We start from the raw sequence: 17752 nt of genomic DNA, 5'->3' as shown, positions 1-17752 counted from the left end.
ACGGCGGATGCAACTGCAAAGAGTCGCAACAGGCGAGAACAGGTCATCCCGTCCGGATATTCACCCTGACGGCGGCGCGACATCTCGGTAGCGCCGCTAAGGCTCCTACCTGGAGTGTCTACTCCAGGTAGCCACGTTGGTAAGGCCAGAGGGGCTCAAAGGCGGCATTTTGCACCCAGCCCCGGCGATTCTGGTCTTCCCCGGGGATTTCCACGTAGCTCCAGATGCCCCGATCTTCCAGCCTACGGATCTCGCTGCCCGGAGGCAGGGCGGAAACGGTTCCTGCTGTGACGGTGGCGGCCGTATAGGCCTTGGTGTCTGGGACGGTGATGATGGCCACCTTCTCGATGCGTTCAAAGCTGGGCCGCCAGTACCAGCCGAATCCTGCAAGCACGGCCACGATCACCGCCAGCACCCGTACGAAAGCAAGGCCGACTCTGAGAGGGCTATGACGGCGGAGGAAGATGGCCAGGACGAAGGAACCGATGGCCACCCAGGCGGCGCAGACTGCGGTAATGAACCACTGCGTTCTGCCCAGGAACCCGGCATACTGTTCACGAAAGGCACTGCGAGGGAACGACACGTGACCGGTCCGGTCCCGAATGTGGGCAAGGTTTTGCTTCACCTCCGGCTCAACGGGAGGGAACAAGTTCGCGCGCCTGAAGAACAAGGAGGCCTCTCCGAGGTGGCCGAGACGGTAATGGGCATTTCCCAGCAACTGAAAGGCCTCACGACTGAGCTGACCCTGCGCCAGCATCTTTTCCGCCATCTTCTGGGCACCCTGAAAATCGCCCTTGTCGAAAGCACCCTTGGCATCGGCGTATCGCGTCTGGGCCGACTCCTCCTGTGCGAGGGCCGTGGAGGCGAGGACGAAGGCGGCGAAAAGGAAGAGGAAATGACGAAACATGGATCGCGGGAAAAGCGTCAGGCCTGGAGAACTGGGGCGGAGCGGAGAGTGGCCAATACGGAGGACTTCTCCACTGGCGTTATTGGCTCGCGGCCCGTTTCTGCGGCACCCGGAGAGAACGAGTACTTCTCATGGTGCTCCAGAATGGGGGCAATCTGCTCGCCCGTCAGCTGCCGGGCCTCTGCGTACCGCGTGGCCAGCGTGTAGAACTGCTCGCGGGAGAGACCACGGGCATGCAGATCTCGCCAGAGCTTGCGGGTGGCGGCGTCCGTCAGATTGCGGCGTTCACGAAGCCATTGGGTGAGGATCTTGCCGATAATGAGCAAGGCAAGCAGACCAAAGGCGGCGGCATTCGCTACCAGGAATCGCTGGCTGCGCCACAGGGCGGGGCGGGCGGCCAGCAGGCTTGCCTGTGAGGGCATGACGGTAAGAATGTCCGTGACCATTGGCTTCACCGTGGGAACCTTCTCCAGTTCATCCGGCAGTTTACCGACTGAGGGCACTCCTCCGGTGGAGGCGGCCGACGCTGCTGCGGCCGCAGGTGTGGAAGGGGCCACACCTTTGACCTGAATCGCGACCGGCTTCGTTCGAAGGGTGACGTACTGCTTCTTGATGGGACTGAAGAAGCTGAACTCGAACGGCGGTATGTTCTTCAACGGAGCCTTGGGAACGATGACCTGGCTGAAACCGATGTGCTGGCCGGAAGTGTCAGAAGGTTCGTTGGGGGACTCTGTGTTGTAGCGTTTTGGAGGATAGAGTTTCCAGTCGTTCTGCTCCACCATGTTGGGCATCATCAGGGCGTCGAAGTTGCCGGTGCCGGTGATGGTGATGTCCACTGAAATGGGGTCTCCTACGTTGAGGCTCTTGGGATCGGCCGTCATGGTGATCTCGAAGTCGCCCACCACGCCCTTGAAGTCCTTCGGTCGACCTTCTTCAGGGAGCGGTGTGACCTGGATCTCGATTTCGTTACAGGAGGGGCGCAGCTTCCTTGGCTCCATTTGGTTGAGCAGCGGATGGAGAAACGGCTCGCGGGCACTGGAGGGGATGTCCAGAATCACCTCTGCGGTGGCTGGGCCGAGCTTGAACTTGCCCGGCTTGAGGGCCGAGAGCGTGCTTTGGTACGCATAAGCCCGGTAAGGGACGTTTCCGATGGTGATGACGGATTCGTTGGGCTGCGTGGGGAAGCGCTGGATGGCGAAGTTGTCCTTGGGCAGCTCAATGAGTCCGATGCGGCGGACAAAGGTCTGCCGGTGGGCGTAGAGGTTGACGGTCACCGGAATCACCTCGCCCACATAGATCTGACGCTTGGCGGTCTCCAAGGTCATCAAGGGCTCCAGCTGATTGCCTGCATCCGGATCATCACGAACGACCAGCTTGGTGGCGTTGGTCTTGAAAGGGACCCCGTTGATATGCAACTCCTGAGCTGGGATGGTGTGAGTGCCTGGAACGTCTGAGGTGATCTGCCAGGTGATGGTGGAGGCGTATTGGAACCGGCCTCCACTCTGTGGTCTGCCCGTAGAAGGCAGGGGATGAGCCAGCTCTACATTGGCGGGGAGCACCAGTGGAGACGCTTCATCAGCATTGCCTTCCTCAATGGTGATGACAAAAAGGGCAAAGCCACCCGGCTGGATCGCATCGGGCTCGATGGTGGCGCTCACCTTGGGCTCCTTGGCAAGGGCACCAGTGGCCAGAAAGGCCATGAGACCCGCCAACAACAGGCAGAAGGCCGGCAAGCGATAGGGAGTAGGCTTCAAATTCATGGAGACGATATGGCGGCTAGTAGTCCTTGCCGCCATGAGGCTGTTCACGGCGCTGCAGATACTGGACGGACTGCTGGTCGTTGGCGTAGTTGCGCAGCTGATTGCGAGCTTCCTGGGGGCTGAAGCCGGTCTTGTCATTCACCTTGCTTTCATCCCCGGGTTCCTGCTGCTGCCCCTGTTTTTTGTCATCGGGCTTGCCAGCCTCGCCGGCGCGGAGTTCCCCTTCAGGCAGGTCGCCAGACTTCTGCTCCATGGCATCGGTCTGCTTCTTCTCGTCCGACTGTCCGTCCTGGGGTTGATCGGGTTTGCCCTCCTGGTCACCTTCCTTGGGCTCGCCCTCACCCTTGCCTTTGCCGTTTTGTTTGTCCTTATCAGGTTTGGGCTGCTGCTTTTGCATCTCGATCTGCTTTTTCAGCTCATCGAGTCGCTGTTGCACAAAGTCGCGGTTGGTCTTGAGCTCAACGTTGTCCTTGTCGAGGTCCAGAGCGGTGTCGAAGTGATGCAGTGAATCCGTCCAAGCCCGCACGGTGTAGTCCGGTTGTTTGCTCAGGGACAGGTCCCCTTGGTTGTACAAAGCCGAGGCAAGACCGCGGAGGGCCTGCTTTTGCATGCCTTTGTTTCGCGATTTGACCGCATCGCTGAAGGACTTCACGGCATGGTCGTAATCCTTGAGCTGGAAGTCTGATGCGCCCAGGCCATAGGACAGGTCTTCTCTGGAGATGGGAGGTTTTTCATCTGCCAGCAGTTGCTGGTAGGAATTACGGGCGGCCTCATAGCGCCCGCTTTCATAGGCGCGACGGGCGCGTTCCAGATCCATGGGGGTCGCGGCCTGCAAAGACGTTCCCAACAAGAGGAGGCTTCCAGCCAGCAAGGCGGTGGGAGCTGCGGATTGGGCCATGGCGGGCAGGGGTGGAGGGGTGGTAGGGTGGTGAATGGTGGCCTGAGATTCCACCGGCAGCGGCGCCGCCTTGATCCGACGCCGGGAAGACGGGCGCATCATCAGAGAGAGGCAGATGCAGGCGATCCCCAAGGCCAGGGGCCACTGGTATCGCTCGATCGGACGGGTATCCTTTTGAGAGTCCAGCTTCTGCCGTTCCAGCTGGCCCAGCAGGCGCTCCACAAGATTTTGGGTCAGCGCCTGGGTGCCGAGTGGCACAAACTCTCCCCCCGTAATCTTGGCAACTTCCTGCAACAGGGGCGCTTCAAGACGGGTGTTGATGACGTTGCCGTTCTCATCCCTCAGATAGCCGCCTGTGCTTTGCTCGTCCGGATCAGGAATCAACGCCCCTTCGGCAGTCCCCACACCCACTGGGACCACAATCAGGCCTTTTTGCGCGGCCATGCGGGCGGCTGTCAGGGTGGCTTCATCGGTCTCCTGGCCATCGGTGAACAGCACCATGCCATGCTCACGCCCTTTCACTTTGTCGATGGTCTCGACGGCGAGCTGAATCGCGGAGGCAATACTGCTGCCACCACGAGGGATGGTCGTGTGGTCCAGAGACTGGATGCACTCGACGACCGCTTCGTGGTCGTTGGTCAACGGGGCCTGGAGGTAGGAGCGACCGGCAAAGGCGATAATGCCGACCCTGTCATTGGGCAGCCTTTCCAGCAGATCTTGAGCGGCCAGTTTGGCGCGCCCAAGCCGGTTGGGAGACACATCGTCCGCGAGCATGGACTTCGAGGTGTCGATGGCAATGAAGATGTTCCGCCCCGAACGTTCGTCGATGCGGGTTTCCACGCCGTATTGCGGGCGGGTCAGGGCGATGAAAAAGAAACCGAGGCCCAGCAACTGCAGGCCGAAGTGGAGGCTGGACCACATGCGGGAAGCGCCCCCCAGCAGCTGATTGCGCAGCCTTTCAGAGATGGCGAAGGCCTGCACCGCCTTCTGGCCCTGGGCGTCCGCCACGATCTTCAGCAGCGCCAGCAAGGGCAGCAGGAAGAGCAGGTAGGCAAAACTGGGCGCTCCAAAGTTCATGGGTTACTAGGCAATGGACGGGGCCGTGTGGCCGGCGGACTGTTTCCAGATAAGATAGACTCCTCCCAGCACGGCAGCTGTCAGAAGAAACCAAAAATAGACGTCCTCAGTTTCGACAATTTTGCGACGCTCAATCTCAGTACGTTCCATTTCGTCAACCGTCTTGAAGATGCGCTCCAGGGTGGAGAGGTCTTCTGCACGGAAAAAGCTGCCGCTGCCAATGTTCGCGACCTCCTGCAACGTTTCGGGGTCGAACTCCTGGCGACCCGAATTGATGGGGGGGCCGTTGGGCATGTAAATAGGGTGCATACCGGGCGTGCCGATGGAGATGGCGTGGATGCGAATGCCAAGGGTGGCGGCCAGACGCGCGGCATCTTGAGGGCTCAGCTTGCCGCTGTTGTTGGCCCCGTCAGTCATGAGGAGGATGACCTTGCTCTTAACCTCCAGCTGATCCAGCCGGCGGGCGGCGGCGGCGATGCCGGACCCGATGGCCGTGCCGTCCTCCATGATGCCGGTCTGAATCCGGTCCATGTTGTTCAGCAGCCAGTCGTGATCCAGCGTGGGCGGGCACGGATTGTAGGGGGCGCCACCGAACGCCACGATGCCGATGCGATCATTCGGCCGCCCCTTGATGAAGTCTACCAGCACCCGCTTTGCGGCGGTCATCCGGTCCACCTGGCGGTTTCCGATGTAGAAGTCCCGGATCCGCATGGACAGCGACACGTCAAACGCCACAACAATGCCGATGCCTTCCGACTTCAATTCGTCGTACGAAATCACCTTTTGAGGCCGGGCGAGGGCAATGATGGCCGGGACCATGGCCAGGTGCAGAAGGTTGAAGGCGAGTCCCCGTGGGCGGCTCCGCGTCGGGCGACCCAACTCGGCAAGCAACCCCGTCATCGGGAAAGACATGGCGGGCGCGTCCCCCGCGCGTCCCCGCAGCCAGGCCAGAACAGGCAGGGCCAGCAGCAACAACAGCCACCAGGGACTGGCAAGCTGATGTTCAGGCATGAAGGGGATGCGCATGGTACAGGGTGGATGGATCAGCTCAAGCTGGCGGGCTTTTCTTCGCGAGTGGGAACAGGCTTCGCCATCGGCAAGGGTGGGGGCTGGAGCACGGATTCCGGTGCGTCAGGGACTTCCTCATCGGGACCTGCAAGCGATGAGGCGCTGGCTGCCGGAAGATAGATACGTTCCTCCTGCAAGGCCGCGGTGGCGTCTTGAACCAGCCTTTCCGCCTCGGATCGAGTGGCCGGGATCCGTCCAAAGGACAATCGATCGTAGATTTTCGCGAGCGGGCTGAAGCGACTCCGGACCTCTTCACGAGATTCCAGCACGTCGCTCCCGTACAGTTCCTCGGACGTCAGATAGGGGGCGGGAACCCGGTATCTCGCCTGCTGATAGTCCCGCAGGATCACGGAAACTTCATGCCCCACCGCGTCGGGGTTCATGGAGTCAAGCGAAGCTCGAAGCGTCTCCAGCCGCTGCAGGGCATGCTTGAGCGGGTGGGGTGGTGGCGTGGGAGGACGGGTGCCTTTGGCCCGGAGGAGCAGAAGCACCAGCAGGGCCACGAGGGCGACAAGGAGAACTGCTCCGCCAGCGATGAGCCACCAGGACATGCCCGGCTCCGGCAGATGGGGCGTGTCGATCTCCGGAAAGGGCAGGGGCGTGAGATTCACCGGCTCCCGCTGCTGGGCAAACGCCGTGCCTCCCCAGGCTGCGGAAAGCAGCCCGCCCAGGATCGCCATGCTGGATAGACGGTGGATCATGGGGCGGAATCAGCGACGACGGCGGGAACGGAAATAACTCCGGAGGGCCGGGAGGTAGTCGGAGTCGGTGTGAATGACGATGTTCTCGATGTTGTTCCGGTGGAACATTCCCGTCAGGTTCTCCCGCATGGCCTGGGCGCGTGCGGCAAACTCACGACGCACCCGCGGGTTGGAGGTGTTAACTATGACCTGCTGCATGGTCTCGGGATCCTCCAGACAGACCCGTCCCACGCTGGGGAGCTCCAGTTCCCGTGGGTCCACCACTTCCACGGCCACCACGTCGTGTTTGCTGGAGGCGGCCCGCAGGGCCTTCTCCCAGGCGGCGGGGCCGCCTGGTGCGATGAAATCAGAGATTACGAACACGAGCGCCCGGTGCGGGATTCGCTGGACGGCCAGGTTCAACGCGGGTTCAAGGTCAGTACCGCGCCGGGTGGGTTGAAAGTTGAGGATCTCCCGGACAATGCGCAGCGCCTGTCCGGTGCCCTTGCGGGCGGGCAGGTAGAACTCGACCTCGCTGGAGAACATGGCCAGCCCCACCTTGTCCTGATTCTGCAAAGCGCTGAAGGCAAAGACTGCCGCCACTTCCGCGGCGCGCTCACGCTTGCTGTCCTCTCCGCTGCCGTAGTCGCCGCTCCGGCTCACATCCACGAGGAGGAGAACGGTCATCTCCCGTTCTTCCACGTACTTGCGGACGTAAGGCTCATTCAGACGGGCGGTGACATTCCAGTCGAGGAAACGCACATCATCTCCCGGCTGGTATTCACGAAAGTCATCGAACTCAATGCCCTGGCCCTTGAAACGGCTGTGGTAGGCGCCGCCGAGTGTTTCTTTTACCAGCCCACGCGTGATCAGCTCAATCTTACGCACCCGTTTGAGGATGCGGTTGATGCGAGCTTCGTTGTCGGGAGGCGGAAGCATGACAAGGATGGGTCCAGAATCAGGGCACAGGCATTTTGCTCAGCAACTGGCCAACAATGTCCTCCGTGGTGACGCCTTCAGCCTCCGCCTCGTAGGTGAGGAGAATGCGGTGACGGAGGATGTCGGGAGCCAACGCTTTGACGTCGTGCGGTGTCACGTAGTCGCGACCCGCGAGGAAGGCGTTGGCCTTGGCGGCAAGCGCGAGATTGATGGTGCCACGCGGAGATGCCCCGCAGCGAATCAAATTGCGCAGGTGGCTGATCACCCCTTCTGGATGGCGCGTGGCATAGATGAGGCCGACAATGTAGTCCTTGATCTTGTCATCCATGTGAATGCCGTTGACCAGCGCACGGCTGTTGGCGATCTGCTGAATCTGAATGACGGGGGAGACTTCGAGATTGGGCTTGGACGTCGCCATGCGGTCCAACACGAGCCGCTCCTCCGCGATGGTGGGATAGTCCACCCGGATCTTGAGCAGGAAACGGTCGAGCTGGGCCTCCGGCAGGGTGTAGGTACCTTCCTGGTCGATGGGGTTCTGCGTGGCTAGGACCACGAAGGGATTGGGCAGACTGTAGGTGGTGTCTCCAATGGTGACCTGCCGCTCCTGCATGGCTTCCAGCAGGGCGCTCTGCACCTTGGCAGGGGCGCGGTTGATTTCATCCGCGAGCACCAGGTTGGCGAACACCGGGCCCAAGCGAGGGGAGAAGGTGCCTTCCCGCGGGTTGAAGATCATGGTGCCGACCACGTCGGCCGGCAAAAGGTCCGGTGTGAACTGGATCCGCTGAAAGCGTGCATGCAAGCAGGAGGCAAGCGTACGCACGGTCAGGGTCTTGGCCAGGCCGGGCACGCCTTCCAGGAGCACGTGGCCGTTGGTCAGCAGAGCAATGAGAAGCCGGTCCACCAGGTCGTTCTGGCCCACCAGAACCCGGGCAATCTCCTCCCGCAACGGCTCCACCCAGGAGGATGCAGCGCGAATGTCATCGGCGGTTACGGAGCTTTCGGACGGAGCGGGAGAAAGTGAGGCTGAATCCATGTGACAATTTAGGAACGCTAGTGAGACAACGTCTCCAACGCCAGTGTTAGTTTAGATTGAGCAGGAATTTGCTGAAATTGAAGCGCATGCACACGTCAGAGCCCTTCCGGCTCCACGCGGCCGGCAATCATCGCCCGTTGCCAGACGTAGCGCTGAAACAACACCTTGACTGCGGCCGTCATAGGCACCGCCAGAATAGCGCCAAGCAGGCCGCCCATGACCAGGGACCAGGCGAACACGGATACGATCACGGTCATAGGGTGGAGGCCGACTGATTCGCCGACGATCTTTGGGGTGATGAACAGGCCGTCAATCTGTTGAACGACGGCGAAGATGGCGGTGACCACCAGCGGAAACACCCACCATGGGCTGGAGGCTGGGATCAGGTAGCTGCCCCCCTGGACCGAGGCGATGATGACGGCAGGAATCCAGCAGACCACGATGCCGAGGTAAGGGATGATGCCGAGCACACAGAGCGACAGGCCAATCAGCCAGCCGAACTTAACGCCCACAATAACCAGCCCAAGGCCCGTGGCGACCCCGTTGATCAGGCTCACCACCAACTGCCCTCGGAAGAAGGCGATGAGGTATCCATTGATCTCTGCCAGGGTGCTGACGACCTCGTCCTTGAACTGAGAGGCCCTGAGAGGAACATAGTGGGACCAGCCCTCTGCGATCTTGGGGCTCTCAGTGAGGAAATAGTAAAGATACAGCGGCACGATAACAAGGGACAACAGGAAGCCAAACCCTCCCAGGAACCCTCCGACACCCGCCCGGATGAAGTTCCAGGCGTTCTGCCCCACCTTCGGGAGGGTGCTCTTCAGCCAATCTCCGCTGAGGAGGTCTTGAAGCGTGAAGTAAGATGCCTCTGCTGCGGCCGCATCACGAAGAGTCGTCGCTCCAGTCACAAGGTTTTGAGCCTGCTCATCGGTCAAGGTCGAGACGTCTACGGTCAGTGGGACGGGGTTGGTGGCGGGGAGGGCAGGAGCTGTCGCAGGGGTGGGGAGGCCAGCGCCTGCATCGTTGGATGTCGGATGAGACTGGGGCACGCTCCAGTGCAGGATGTCCACGCCGTAATCATCCATGAGGCGGGTATTAAGCGAGGTGGCCCAACCTAGAACTTGGGTGCGAACCTTTTCCGCGTAGGCGGGGACCTCTTTGGCAAAATCGACGCTCTGTCGGGCAAAGGCGGGGACAATGACCAAAGACACCCCCACGATGGCGGCGGTGGCGAGCACGAACACGAGCATGACGGCTCGCTGCCGGCTCAGCCCCCATTTAATGAGGCGGGAGACCAGCGGCTCCAGCAAGTAGGCCAGGACACCTGCAACCGCGAACGGAATGAGGAGGGGCTGCAGGAAGGAAATCACCCGGGTGATCAACCAGATGAGTCCGACGGAGAGGCTGCCAATCACCGCTATCGAAAGCGCCGTGATGGCGGCCCAAAGGGTGGCACGCTGAAACGCGTTGGGGATTTTCGTCACGGGCACGGAGTAAAGCGTTTTCCTGCCCAAGTGACAAGTGGATTGGAGAACGCAATTCAGCCCGGGAATGTCCCTTTTCAAGCGTCCGGCACAGGCCTGGGGAACGTTTAACCTTGAAACGGAAGGAGGTGATTTACCATGCCGTCACGCTACGCTACGACAGAACTCGAACAGCAGGCCGCGAAGTTCCGGAATACGGACCAGCTTCACCAGTCGGACCAGAGTCTGCATCAGGTCGAGATCGCCAAAGTGCTCGAGAAGGGGAAAGCCCGTCACGAGTCTCCTGCCAACAAAGGCCGGGACAAGAAGCACTAGGGCTGGAACTTCCTGATGCCCATCGAAGCCGCCATTTGGCCGCTTCCTCAACCTACTGAATCGGCGGACCTTTTGTCCGCCGATTTTGATTTGGAGCGAGCGAGTTAGTTTGAGTCGCCGGGCAAACCCGTCACGGGCCTGACCGCACCGCTGGGGATCGTGGAATCGAGGCTGGTACCTGCACCGTTACCGGCGGCAGCGGCCGGAATGGGCATGGTCGGCTCTGGCTCCGGTACAGGAATGGCCATGGGGACCGTGGAGGTCACGGGGTACTTGTCGCCCAGATTCAGGAGCTGGCTGACCGTCACAAAGTGGTAGCCTTTCGCCAGGAGGGTGTCGAGGGTGTCCGGCATCGCATCAATGGTCGCGGCGTGGATGTCGTGAACGAGGATGATGGCACCTGAGCGCGTCCCGGCCACGATGTGCTGGGCGACGACGGAGGATCCCGGCTGTTTCCAGTCCAGCGGGTCCACCGTCCAGATAATGCTCGGGTAGTGGAACTCCTGGAAGCAGATCTGTTTTACCCGCAGATTGGTTGCGCCGTAGGGCGGACGCATGAGTCGCATCTGGTAGCCGGCGGCCTGGAGGACCGCATCGTGCGTCTTGCTCAGCTCCTGCCGAACCTTGTCCGGAGTGAGCGTGGAGAGAGCCATGTGGCTCCAGGTGTGGTTCCCTACCTCGTGCCCCTCCGCGATGATCCGGCGCAGGATGGCGGGGTACTCGCGGACGTTCTTGCCCACCACGAAGAAGGTCGCTTTGATGTTGCGCTCAGCGAGAATGTCCAGCAACCGCGGGGTGTTGGTGGCATGCGGTCCATCGTCAAAGGTGATCGCAACATACGGTTGCGTCATGTGGACCGTGGAATAGCTGGCCTTGACGGAAGGCGGCGGCACCTTGGCAATTTCAAAATGGTCCGTGTCCCTTAGTCCGGGAAGAATCTCCACCCCGGGCAACATGGCGGAGGGTCTGGCTGCGGCGGCAGAGGCGGGCGTGGTGACCACCAGATCTGGGAATCGGCGTACGGCGGGGTTTCCGTTCAGTCCAACTGAGAGAACAATGCCAAGCCAGAGAGAGGGTATCATGAGGGGTTGTGGGGGCCTGCGCCGTCAGCCGGAACCTCCGGTGAGACGGGGGCGCAAGGTAGCCACAATCGTGCCCAATGCCAGCGCGGAAACGCTTTGTGAACGCAAACAAATCTAGGCCCCCAGCGAAGGCGGGCGACCGTTCAACCCCACTTTTCTTCCATGTGACCGCGCAGGAAGATCAGGCCCTGCCGGATCATCGTCTTAACGGTGCCCAACGGCAGGCGCATGGCCAGGGCGATCTCTGAATGGCTGTGACCGGAAAAATATGCCAGCTCCAGGGCCTTGCGCTGGAGTTCTGGAATGCCTGCCATGGCTTCCCGTGCCTTTTGCCCCAGTTCCCGCAACTGCACGGAGGCCCCAACCAAATCGGACTGCGGCTCTTTGCCAGCGGGATTGGAGTTGTTCACCGCCGTCATGAGCTTTTCCCGACGATGGCGGGATCTTAGGCGGTCCAGGCAGCGATTTCGAAGGATCAGGCACATCCAGGTGCTGGGCTGGGCCAGTTCCGGATTGTAGGCCGAGGCTTTCTTCCAGATGTAAAGAAACGTCTCCTGGACTACGTCCTCGGTCTCAGCAGGATCCTGCAGAATTCGCATCGCCACCGCCCAGAGAAGGGCTGAGAACCGGTCGTAAAGCTGAACAAAGGCTTCCTCGCTGCCGGCCGCGACTGCGGCGAGAATTAGCCGGTCTTCGTCTGCGACAATGGAAGGTTGGGGTGCCATGCTCGAGCGAGGGGAATCGCACGTTTGCCCCCGAAGAGTCGGCCCAAACTTGTCGGAGAAACTAAAAGGTTTTTCAACCAAGCCACCGACAGTCTAGCTATTACATAAAATCATGCAATTGCAAAATAGTAGAATGGGGGTCTGTGCCCCCATAAATATTTACACGTTCAACGTTGGTGAGCGTTCTAGGCGGCGCGGTCAGCATCCTGCGCTGGCATCGCGAAGGGCACCCGTGATGTTCCTTTGGAGCGGGGCTTGACTGGCTTGATGGGCGAGCTCCCGGGCAGAGTCGTCTGCTGCCAGGGTGCCTGCGCCTTGTTCCACTGCCAGGCGATGCCCTCCCATTGTTCGTGGGAGGCGAGTCCTGCTTGGTGCAGGCGGGCGAAGAAGCCATCCCGACTCCAACGGCGGAAAGCGATGGCGGCCGTGCCATAGGAAAGGCCGAAAGTGGTCTCGGGCAACTCATACCACGAGATCCTGTTCACAATGACGTGGATGATCGCCCTGAAGATGTGTCGGGGATGGACCGGCTTTCGCCCGCGCCCGGCCCCGGAGTGCGTGATCTTCTGCAGGTTCTCCAAGGCCACGGAGGGCAGGAGGGGTTCCACCTGGCTCCAGTAATCATCTGTGACCACCTCCACACTGAGGGTGGGGATGTCGGACGGAGAGTCCGAATGATTGAGAGGATGGGTCTCGGAGAGTTTGGCCGGGGAGTTGGATCCAGGCGGGGCTGAGGGGCACATGGGCGAAGAGGGGAGTCACCCTGCTTTTTCGCCAGCGGCCTGCATCCGGATTTACATTGTCAAAAATAACCAGAATGAGCATCGGGGCATCCCTACGCCCCGAGCTCGATTGCTGAAGGATCAAAACTCGGTCTCGTGGCCGATCTTCTCGGAGAGGAAGGTTTTGAGTTTATCCATGCCATGCCCTTCGTTTGCGGAGATGGGGATCACCTTCACCCGCTTGAAGCGGTCCTTCAGGAGGGCGAGATTTTCTTCAGCCTCGGGAAGGTCCATCTTGTTGGCCAGGATGCACCAGGGGCGTTTGGAGAGTTCGCTGCTGTAGAGGGAAATTTCCTCACGCAGAGTGGAGATGTCAGCAACTGGATCGCGACCTTCGCTGCCTGGCGTGTCCACCACGAAGAGGAGAATGCGGCAGCGCATGATGTGGCGCAGGAAGTCGTGGCCCAAGCCGACGTTGGCGTGAGCGCCCTCGATGAGACCTGGGATGTCTGCCACGGTGCCACGGCGGGTCTCAGTGAATTCCACCACACCCACATGCGGCTGCAGGGTCGTGAAAGGATAGTTGGCGATCTTGGGCTTGGCGTGGGACAGCTTGGTCAGAAGGGTGGACTTGCCCGCATTGGGGAAGCCAACCAGGCCAGCATCAGCGATGCTGCGCAGCTCGAAGTGGTAGAAGCCGGAATCGCCATCGGTACCTGGCGTGAATTCCTTGGGGGCCTGGTTCGTCGGGCTCTTGAAGTGCACGTTGCCCTTGCCGCCTTTGCCCCCCTTGCACAGGACATACTCCTGTCCCGTCTCAGTGAGGTCAGCCACAGGAGTGGTCTCCGTGACCATCTCTCCGGTTTCCTCATCGAAACGCTCCTCGATCCGGCTCACCAGGAGGCCCGGAGGTACCTTGTAGACGCCATGGGTTCCGGAGCGACCCGTGCATTGGGATCCTGCTCCGGGTTTGCCGTCCTCGGCAATCATCTTGGCGTTGTAAAAGAAGGTGCGCAGGCTGTCGGTGCTGGGATCCACTTGCAAGATCACATTGCCGCCATTACCTCCGTCGCCGCCGTCTGGGCCGCCTTTGGGGCGGAACTTGCCGCGGTGGAAGTGCGCGCTGCCGTCGCCGCCTCTTCCGGCGCGGGCAAATACTCGGATCTGATCTACAAACATGGGAAGGTGGACTATCCCGAGATTTGAGAAAGGAACAAGGAAAAAAGGGCAGGACTGGCGCAGACGTCAAGGAAGTTCAGCCAGCAGGTCTCGATCTTCGAGCGGGTACTGCTGCCAGCCCGGGGCATCGAAGTGCCACCATTCGCTTGGCAATGGACTGAAACCCTGCCGTCTCATTTCCTCATGCAGCAACGTGCGATTCTTGAGCGCCAGGGGTGGGAGCAGCGAAAAATCTGAGGCAGCCTTGGGGCTGAAATCATCGAAGCCGGTGGGCATGGGAAGCTCCGCCCCTGTGGTGAGATCCACCAAGGTGACATCCACGGCTGCACCGCGATTGTGGCGAGAACCTTCTTTGGGATCGGCGACATAGCGCGGATCCGGGACCACTTTCCAGAATTCCCACTGCACCCGGCGGGGACGGTAGCCATCCCAGATCTTCAGGCCGAGGCCTTTCGCATTGAGCGATTTTTGGACCTCTGCGAGCTTCTCTGCCACGCCCCGGCGGAGAAAGCAGCGGTTGGCGGCATAGAAGCGCTTCTTGAAGAAGTTCTGCTCGGAGGCATAGGGCAGATCCACCACGAGATTGGGGATGATCTTGATGACCTCCACAAACTCCAGGTCCTCCTTGGTGGGGGCGGAGGTAACCTTCGTTTCTGCGGGCAGCCTGTGCAGGAAAGCTGTCGTGAAGACAAGCAATAGGGCGGGCAGGATGTTGAAAGACCTCATGCTGCAATAAATCATCAATGGCGGGCGTTTGCCAGAAGGCTCAAATCGGGGTGCATAATGCGTCCACGGAAGCCTTGCCACTCGCGCTTCCTCTTCCTATACATATTCCACATGTCAAAACTCTGGCGTATTCTCATTTGGTTGGCCATTTCTGTACTGGGTGCAGTGGCCGTGGCGGTGTCAGCTTTCCAACAAGGGGAGCCGGTGAACGCGCTCTGGCTGGTGGTGGCTGGGGTCTGTGCATTTGCGGTGAGCTACCGGTTCTACAGTGCCTGGCTGATGGCAAAGGTGCTGGTTTTGGATGACCATCGCGCTCCTCCTGCGGTCACGAAAGCCGATGGCAAAGACTTTGTGCCCACCAACAAGTGGGTGGTGTTCGGCCACCATTTCGCCGCCATCGCCGGTCCGGGGCCGCTGGTGGGCCCGGTGCTCGCAGCCCAATTTGGCTATCTTCCCGGGACACTTTGGATTCTGATCGGGGCCACGCTGGGAGGCGGTGTGCACGACGCGGTCGTTTTGTTCAGTTCGATGCGACGCGAGGGCAAGTCGCTGGGCCAGATGTTGAAGGACGAAATCAACCCGTTCATCGGTCTGGTGGCGATGATCAGCCTGCTGGCGATCATGGTCATCATCCTGGCGGTGCTTGGTCTGGTGGTCGTCAAGGCTCTGGCGCACAGCCCTTGGGGCCTGTTCACCATCGCCATGACCATCCCTCTGGCCATGATCATGGGGCTGGCCATCCGGGCCGGGATGAAGGTCGGGACGGTCTCCGCATTTGGTGTGATTGGCCTGCTCGGGTGCGTGTGGGGCGGACGCCTTCTTACGCCAGAGATGAACGCCATGCTCACCTGGAGCGATACGTCGCTGGCCTGGGCGATCATGATCTACGGTTTCTGTGCCTCGGTGCTTCCAGTGTGGTTGCTCCTCGCTCCGCGTGACTACCTCAGCACCTTCATGAAGCTGGGCACAGTGGCCCTGCTGGGTATTTTCATCGTGCTGGTGGCGCCGCCGCTGCACATGCCGCCCGTGACGAAGTTTGTGAACGGAGGCGGTTGGGTGGTGCCGGGCACGGTGTTCCCGTTTGTCTGCATCACGATTGCCTGCGGAGCTATTTCCGGTTTCCACTCACTCATCTCATCTGGCACCACGCCGAAGCTAATGAGTCGAGAGAAGGAGATCCGCATGGTGGGATACGGGGCCATGGTGACAGAGATGCTCGTCGCTCTGATGGCGATCATCGCCGCATGCGCGCTGCAGCCCGGCCAGTACTTCGCCATCAACACGCCTGCCAACTACGCGAAACCTGAGACCATGGTGGCTGCGGTGCAGAAGGTGAATGATGCCGGCTTCCCCGTGACCATGAAGGAGATGGAAGACCTCTCCCGGGACATGGGGGAACCCACGCTGATCGGGAAGGTGGGGGGCGCTCCGACCTTCGCTGTCGGCATGGCCGCCATGTTCGACCAGGTGTTCAAGAAGTTCAACATGGGCCACGGGTTGCTGGATCTCTGGTACCACTTCGCCATCATGTTTGAGGCGTTGTTCATCCTGACGACCCTGGATGCAGGCACCCGGGTGGGGAGGTTTATCTTACAAGACTTGCTGGGGACCTTCTACAAACCGCTGGGGGACACAAGCTCCTGGCTGGGAAACATTGTGGCCAGCGCGGCGCTCGTTGCTGCCTGGGGTTATTTCCTCTACAACGGTGCCATTGATCCCTACGGCATTGCCAAAAGCCTCTGGCCGATCTTCGGTATTGCCAACCAGCTGCTTTCGGTGATCGCGTTCTGCCTGGGCACGACTATCATCATCAAAATGGGGCGGGCCAAGTACGCCTGGTGCACCCTGGTGCCGCTGGTGTTCCTGCTCTGTGTGACCTTCAGCGCGGGTTACCTGAAGATCTTCTCCCCACTGGCGGCCGGTTTCCTGCCTGAGATCGTGAAACAGGAGGCGGTGCTCGCTGCGGGCGTCCTCAACAACGTTCCGCTGACCGCGGCACAGATCAAGGAGGCCCAGACCGTGATCTTCAATGCCAAGGTGGACATCGGAATCACTTCGCTGTTTTTGATCTTTGTCACCACGATCGTGATTGGCTGCGTTCTGGAGTGGGTGAAGATCCTCCGCGGTCTGAAGCCTTCCGTTCTCAAGGAAGGTCCGTATGTCCGGCTGCCGGATGCGGTGTGAGTGGATTGAGTTGAGATTCCAATGAAAAAGGGCGGTCTTCACGACCGCCCTTTTTTGTGCCGTAGATAGTCTCCTGAACCGCTTGTTCTGCATCAACCAGGAGGCCAGGTCAGATCACGACCCGCCAGCAGGTGCACATGCATGTGAGGCACCGTCTCGCCGGCATCGCGCCCGTGATTGATCACCAGGCGGAAGCCCTTGTCTGTGGCGTTGACTCCCAACTGGGTGGAGATCTTGCCCGCGGCGAGGAGGAGGGCGCCCAGAGTGGCCTGATCCGCAGGCACGGCGTCACCAACACGGGGAATGACCGTCTTGGGGATCACGAGCACATGGACGGGCGCCTGGGGATTGATGTCCTTGATCGCGAAGCAGTCGTCGTCTTCGTAAACAATGGTGGCGGGGATCTCGCGGGCCAGAATCTTTTGGAACAGCGTCATGCCCGCCATTGGAGCAGGGAAGGGGCGGTCTCGCACCTACATTTTGCGGAAGAGCTCCGGTTGCTTCACATCACGTGGCACCCGGGTTTCCAGGGAGTTGATTTCGCTGATGAACTCACCCAATTCCTGGAACTCGCGATAGATGGAGGCGTACCGCACATAGGAGATGTGATCGATGGCCTCCAGGTGTTGCATCACCTTCACGCCGAGCACACGGGAGGGGACCTCACGGTAGCCAGCGGCGCTGATCTCGGTGATGATGGCGTCTGCAGCGTGCTCCAGCAGCTCAATGCCGACTGGCCGCTTGCCGCAGGCCTTTTTCATGCTGTCGATCAGCTTTTCCCTGCTGAAAGGCTGCCGCGATTCATTGCGCTTGATCACCCTCAACTCTTCGTGTTCCACCTGCTCGTAGGTGGTGAAGCGGTGGTTGCAGGAAAGACACTCCCTACGACGGCGCACCGAGCTACCATCCTTCGCTTCACGCGAATCGATGACTTTGTCTTCGAGAGTTCCGCACTTGGGGCAGCGCATAAGGG

Annotated in this window: 17 protein-coding genes; 2 read left to right on the top strand and 15 right to left on the bottom strand. The window is 60.4% G+C overall.

Annotated features, from left to right (window positions below):
* Positions 1 to 118: 118 nt before the first annotated feature.
* The 8 genes from BV034_RS17745 to BV034_RS17710 form a co-directional block, all read right to left on the bottom strand.
* Entirely contained in the window at positions 119 to 907 is a 789-nt protein-coding gene (locus BV034_RS17745; protein WP_050028335.1) for a hypothetical protein, read from the bottom strand.
* Positions 908 to 924: 17 nt separating this feature from the next.
* Positions 925 to 2667: a BatD family protein gene (locus BV034_RS17740; protein ID WP_265593132.1), complete on the bottom strand. Its 1743-nt coding sequence runs from the start codon at positions 2665 to 2667 to the stop codon at positions 925 to 927.
* Between the two features lie 16 nt (positions 2668 to 2683).
* Positions 2684 to 4642, bottom strand: coding sequence for a VWA domain-containing protein (locus tag BV034_RS17735; RefSeq protein ID WP_050028333.1), 1959 nt, complete (start codon positions 4640 to 4642; stop codon positions 2684 to 2686).
* A 6-nt stretch (positions 4643 to 4648) separates the two neighbouring features.
* The gene (locus BV034_RS17730) at positions 4649 to 5668 is read right to left on the bottom strand and encodes a VWA domain-containing protein (protein ID WP_050028332.1); all 1020 of its coding nucleotides are present in this window, start codon (positions 5666 to 5668) and stop codon (positions 4649 to 4651) included.
* Between the two features lie 17 nt (positions 5669 to 5685).
* Positions 5686 to 6411, bottom strand: a complete 726-nt coding sequence (locus tag BV034_RS17725; protein WP_050028331.1) for a DUF4381 family protein — start codon at positions 6409 to 6411, stop codon at positions 5686 to 5688.
* Between the two features lie 9 nt (positions 6412 to 6420).
* Positions 6421 to 7329 carry a DUF58 domain-containing protein gene (locus BV034_RS17720; RefSeq protein ID WP_050028330.1) on the bottom strand — a complete coding sequence of 303 codons (909 nt, stop codon included), beginning with the start codon at positions 7327 to 7329 and terminating at the stop codon, positions 6421 to 6423.
* 19 nt (positions 7330 to 7348) lie between these two features.
* On the bottom strand, positions 7349 to 8362 hold the full coding sequence (locus tag BV034_RS17715) for a MoxR family ATPase (protein ID WP_050028329.1): 1014 nt from the start codon (positions 8360 to 8362) through the stop codon (positions 7349 to 7351).
* A 95-nt stretch (positions 8363 to 8457) separates the two neighbouring features.
* Positions 8458 to 9852, bottom strand: coding sequence for an AI-2E family transporter (locus tag BV034_RS17710; RefSeq protein WP_063768814.1), 1395 nt, complete (start codon positions 9850 to 9852; stop codon positions 8458 to 8460).
* 132 nt (positions 9853 to 9984) lie between these two features.
* Here BV034_RS17710 and BV034_RS36120 point away from each other — a divergent pair, with 132 nt between their 5' ends.
* Positions 9985 to 10161 carry a hypothetical protein gene (locus BV034_RS36120; RefSeq protein WP_265593131.1) on the top strand — a complete coding sequence of 59 codons (177 nt, stop codon included), beginning with the start codon at positions 9985 to 9987 and terminating at the stop codon, positions 10159 to 10161.
* Between the two features lie 104 nt (positions 10162 to 10265).
* On the opposite strand, the gene BV034_RS17705 is transcribed toward BV034_RS36120, so the two are convergent.
* The 5 genes from BV034_RS17705 to BV034_RS17685 all read right to left on the bottom strand — a co-directional run bounded on the left by BV034_RS17705 (position 10266) and on the right by BV034_RS17685 (position 14595).
* Positions 10266 to 11243 carry a polysaccharide deacetylase family protein gene (locus BV034_RS17705; RefSeq protein WP_050028327.1) on the bottom strand — a complete coding sequence of 326 codons (978 nt, stop codon included), beginning with the start codon at positions 11241 to 11243 and terminating at the stop codon, positions 10266 to 10268.
* A gap of 143 nt (positions 11244 to 11386) precedes the next feature.
* On the bottom strand, positions 11387 to 11968 hold the full coding sequence (locus BV034_RS17700) for a sigma-70 family RNA polymerase sigma factor (protein WP_050028326.1): 582 nt from the start codon (positions 11966 to 11968) through the stop codon (positions 11387 to 11389).
* A gap of 185 nt (positions 11969 to 12153) precedes the next feature.
* Complete coding sequence (locus BV034_RS17695; RefSeq protein WP_050028325.1) at positions 12154 to 12711, bottom strand: transposase; 558 nt, start codon at positions 12709 to 12711, stop codon at positions 12154 to 12156.
* A 120-nt stretch (positions 12712 to 12831) separates the two neighbouring features.
* Complete coding sequence (obgE, locus tag BV034_RS17690) at positions 12832 to 13869, bottom strand: GTPase ObgE (RefSeq protein WP_050028324.1); 1038 nt, start codon at positions 13867 to 13869, stop codon at positions 12832 to 12834.
* 66 nt (positions 13870 to 13935) lie between these two features.
* Positions 13936 to 14595 carry a M15 family metallopeptidase gene (locus BV034_RS17685; RefSeq protein ID WP_050028323.1) on the bottom strand — a complete coding sequence of 220 codons (660 nt, stop codon included), beginning with the start codon at positions 14593 to 14595 and terminating at the stop codon, positions 13936 to 13938.
* Positions 14596 to 14706: 111 nt separating this feature from the next.
* Here BV034_RS17685 and BV034_RS17680 point away from each other — a divergent pair, with 111 nt between their 5' ends.
* Positions 14707 to 16779: a carbon starvation CstA family protein gene (locus tag BV034_RS17680; protein ID WP_050028322.1), complete on the top strand. Its 2073-nt coding sequence runs from the start codon at positions 14707 to 14709 to the stop codon at positions 16777 to 16779.
* A 92-nt stretch (positions 16780 to 16871) separates the two neighbouring features.
* Here BV034_RS17680 and BV034_RS17675 read toward each other — a convergent pair whose 3' ends face one another.
* Positions 16872 to 17225, bottom strand: coding sequence for a histidine triad nucleotide-binding protein (locus tag BV034_RS17675; protein WP_050028321.1), 354 nt, complete (start codon positions 17223 to 17225; stop codon positions 16872 to 16874).
* Positions 17226 to 17252: 27 nt separating this feature from the next.
* On the bottom strand, positions 17253 to 17747 hold the full coding sequence (gene nrdR / locus BV034_RS17670) for a transcriptional regulator NrdR (RefSeq protein ID WP_050028320.1): 495 nt from the start codon (positions 17745 to 17747) through the stop codon (positions 17253 to 17255).
* Positions 17748 to 17752 lie beyond the last annotated feature (5 nt).

It is taken from the genome of Verrucomicrobium sp. BvORR034 (assembly GCF_000739635.1).
Classification (GTDB): domain Bacteria; phylum Verrucomicrobiota; class Verrucomicrobiia; order Verrucomicrobiales; family Verrucomicrobiaceae; genus Verrucomicrobium.
This window is presented reverse-complemented; position numbering and strand designations above follow the sequence as displayed.

Coding starts and splice junctions, on each gene's coding strand:
- BV034_RS17715 (WP_050028329.1), bottom strand. CDS start 8,362: ATGGATTCAGCCTCACTTTCTCCCGCTCCGTCCGAAAGCTCCGTAACC.
- BV034_RS17705 (WP_050028327.1), bottom strand. CDS start 11,243: ATGATACCCTCTCTCTGGCTTGGCATTGTTCTCTCAGTTGGACTGAAC.
- BV034_RS17725 (WP_050028331.1), bottom strand. CDS start 6,411: ATGATCCACCGTCTATCCAGCATGGCGATCCTGGGCGGGCTGCTTTCC.
- BV034_RS17740 (WP_265593132.1), bottom strand. CDS start 2,667: ATGAATTTGAAGCCTACTCCCTATCGCTTGCCGGCCTTCTGCCTGTTG.
- BV034_RS17745 (WP_050028335.1), bottom strand. CDS start 907: ATGTTTCGTCATTTCCTCTTCCTTTTCGCCGCCTTCGTCCTCGCCTCC.
- BV034_RS17680 (WP_050028322.1), top strand. CDS start 14,707: ATGTCAAAACTCTGGCGTATTCTCATTTGGTTGGCCATTTCTGTACTG.
- BV034_RS17685 (WP_050028323.1), bottom strand. CDS start 14,595: ATGAGGTCTTTCAACATCCTGCCCGCCCTATTGCTTGTCTTCACGACA.
- BV034_RS17695 (WP_050028325.1), bottom strand. CDS start 12,711: ATGTGCCCCTCAGCCCCGCCTGGATCCAACTCCCCGGCCAAACTCTCC.
- BV034_RS17735 (WP_050028333.1), bottom strand. CDS start 4,642: ATGAACTTTGGAGCGCCCAGTTTTGCCTACCTGCTCTTCCTGCTGCCC.
- BV034_RS17675 (WP_050028321.1), bottom strand. CDS start 17,225: ATGGCGGGCATGACGCTGTTCCAAAAGATTCTGGCCCGCGAGATCCCC.
- obgE (WP_050028324.1), bottom strand. CDS start 13,869: ATGTTTGTAGATCAGATCCGAGTATTTGCCCGCGCCGGAAGAGGCGGC.
- BV034_RS17720 (WP_050028330.1), bottom strand. CDS start 7,329: ATGCTTCCGCCTCCCGACAACGAAGCTCGCATCAACCGCATCCTCAAA.
- BV034_RS17730 (WP_050028332.1), bottom strand. CDS start 5,668: ATGCGCATCCCCTTCATGCCTGAACATCAGCTTGCCAGTCCCTGGTGG.
- BV034_RS36120 (WP_265593131.1), top strand. CDS start 9,985: ATGCCGTCACGCTACGCTACGACAGAACTCGAACAGCAGGCCGCGAAG.
- nrdR (WP_050028320.1), bottom strand. CDS start 17,747: ATGCGCTGCCCCAAGTGCGGAACTCTCGAAGACAAAGTCATCGATTCG.
- BV034_RS17700 (WP_050028326.1), bottom strand. CDS start 11,968: ATGGCACCCCAACCTTCCATTGTCGCAGACGAAGACCGGCTAATTCTC.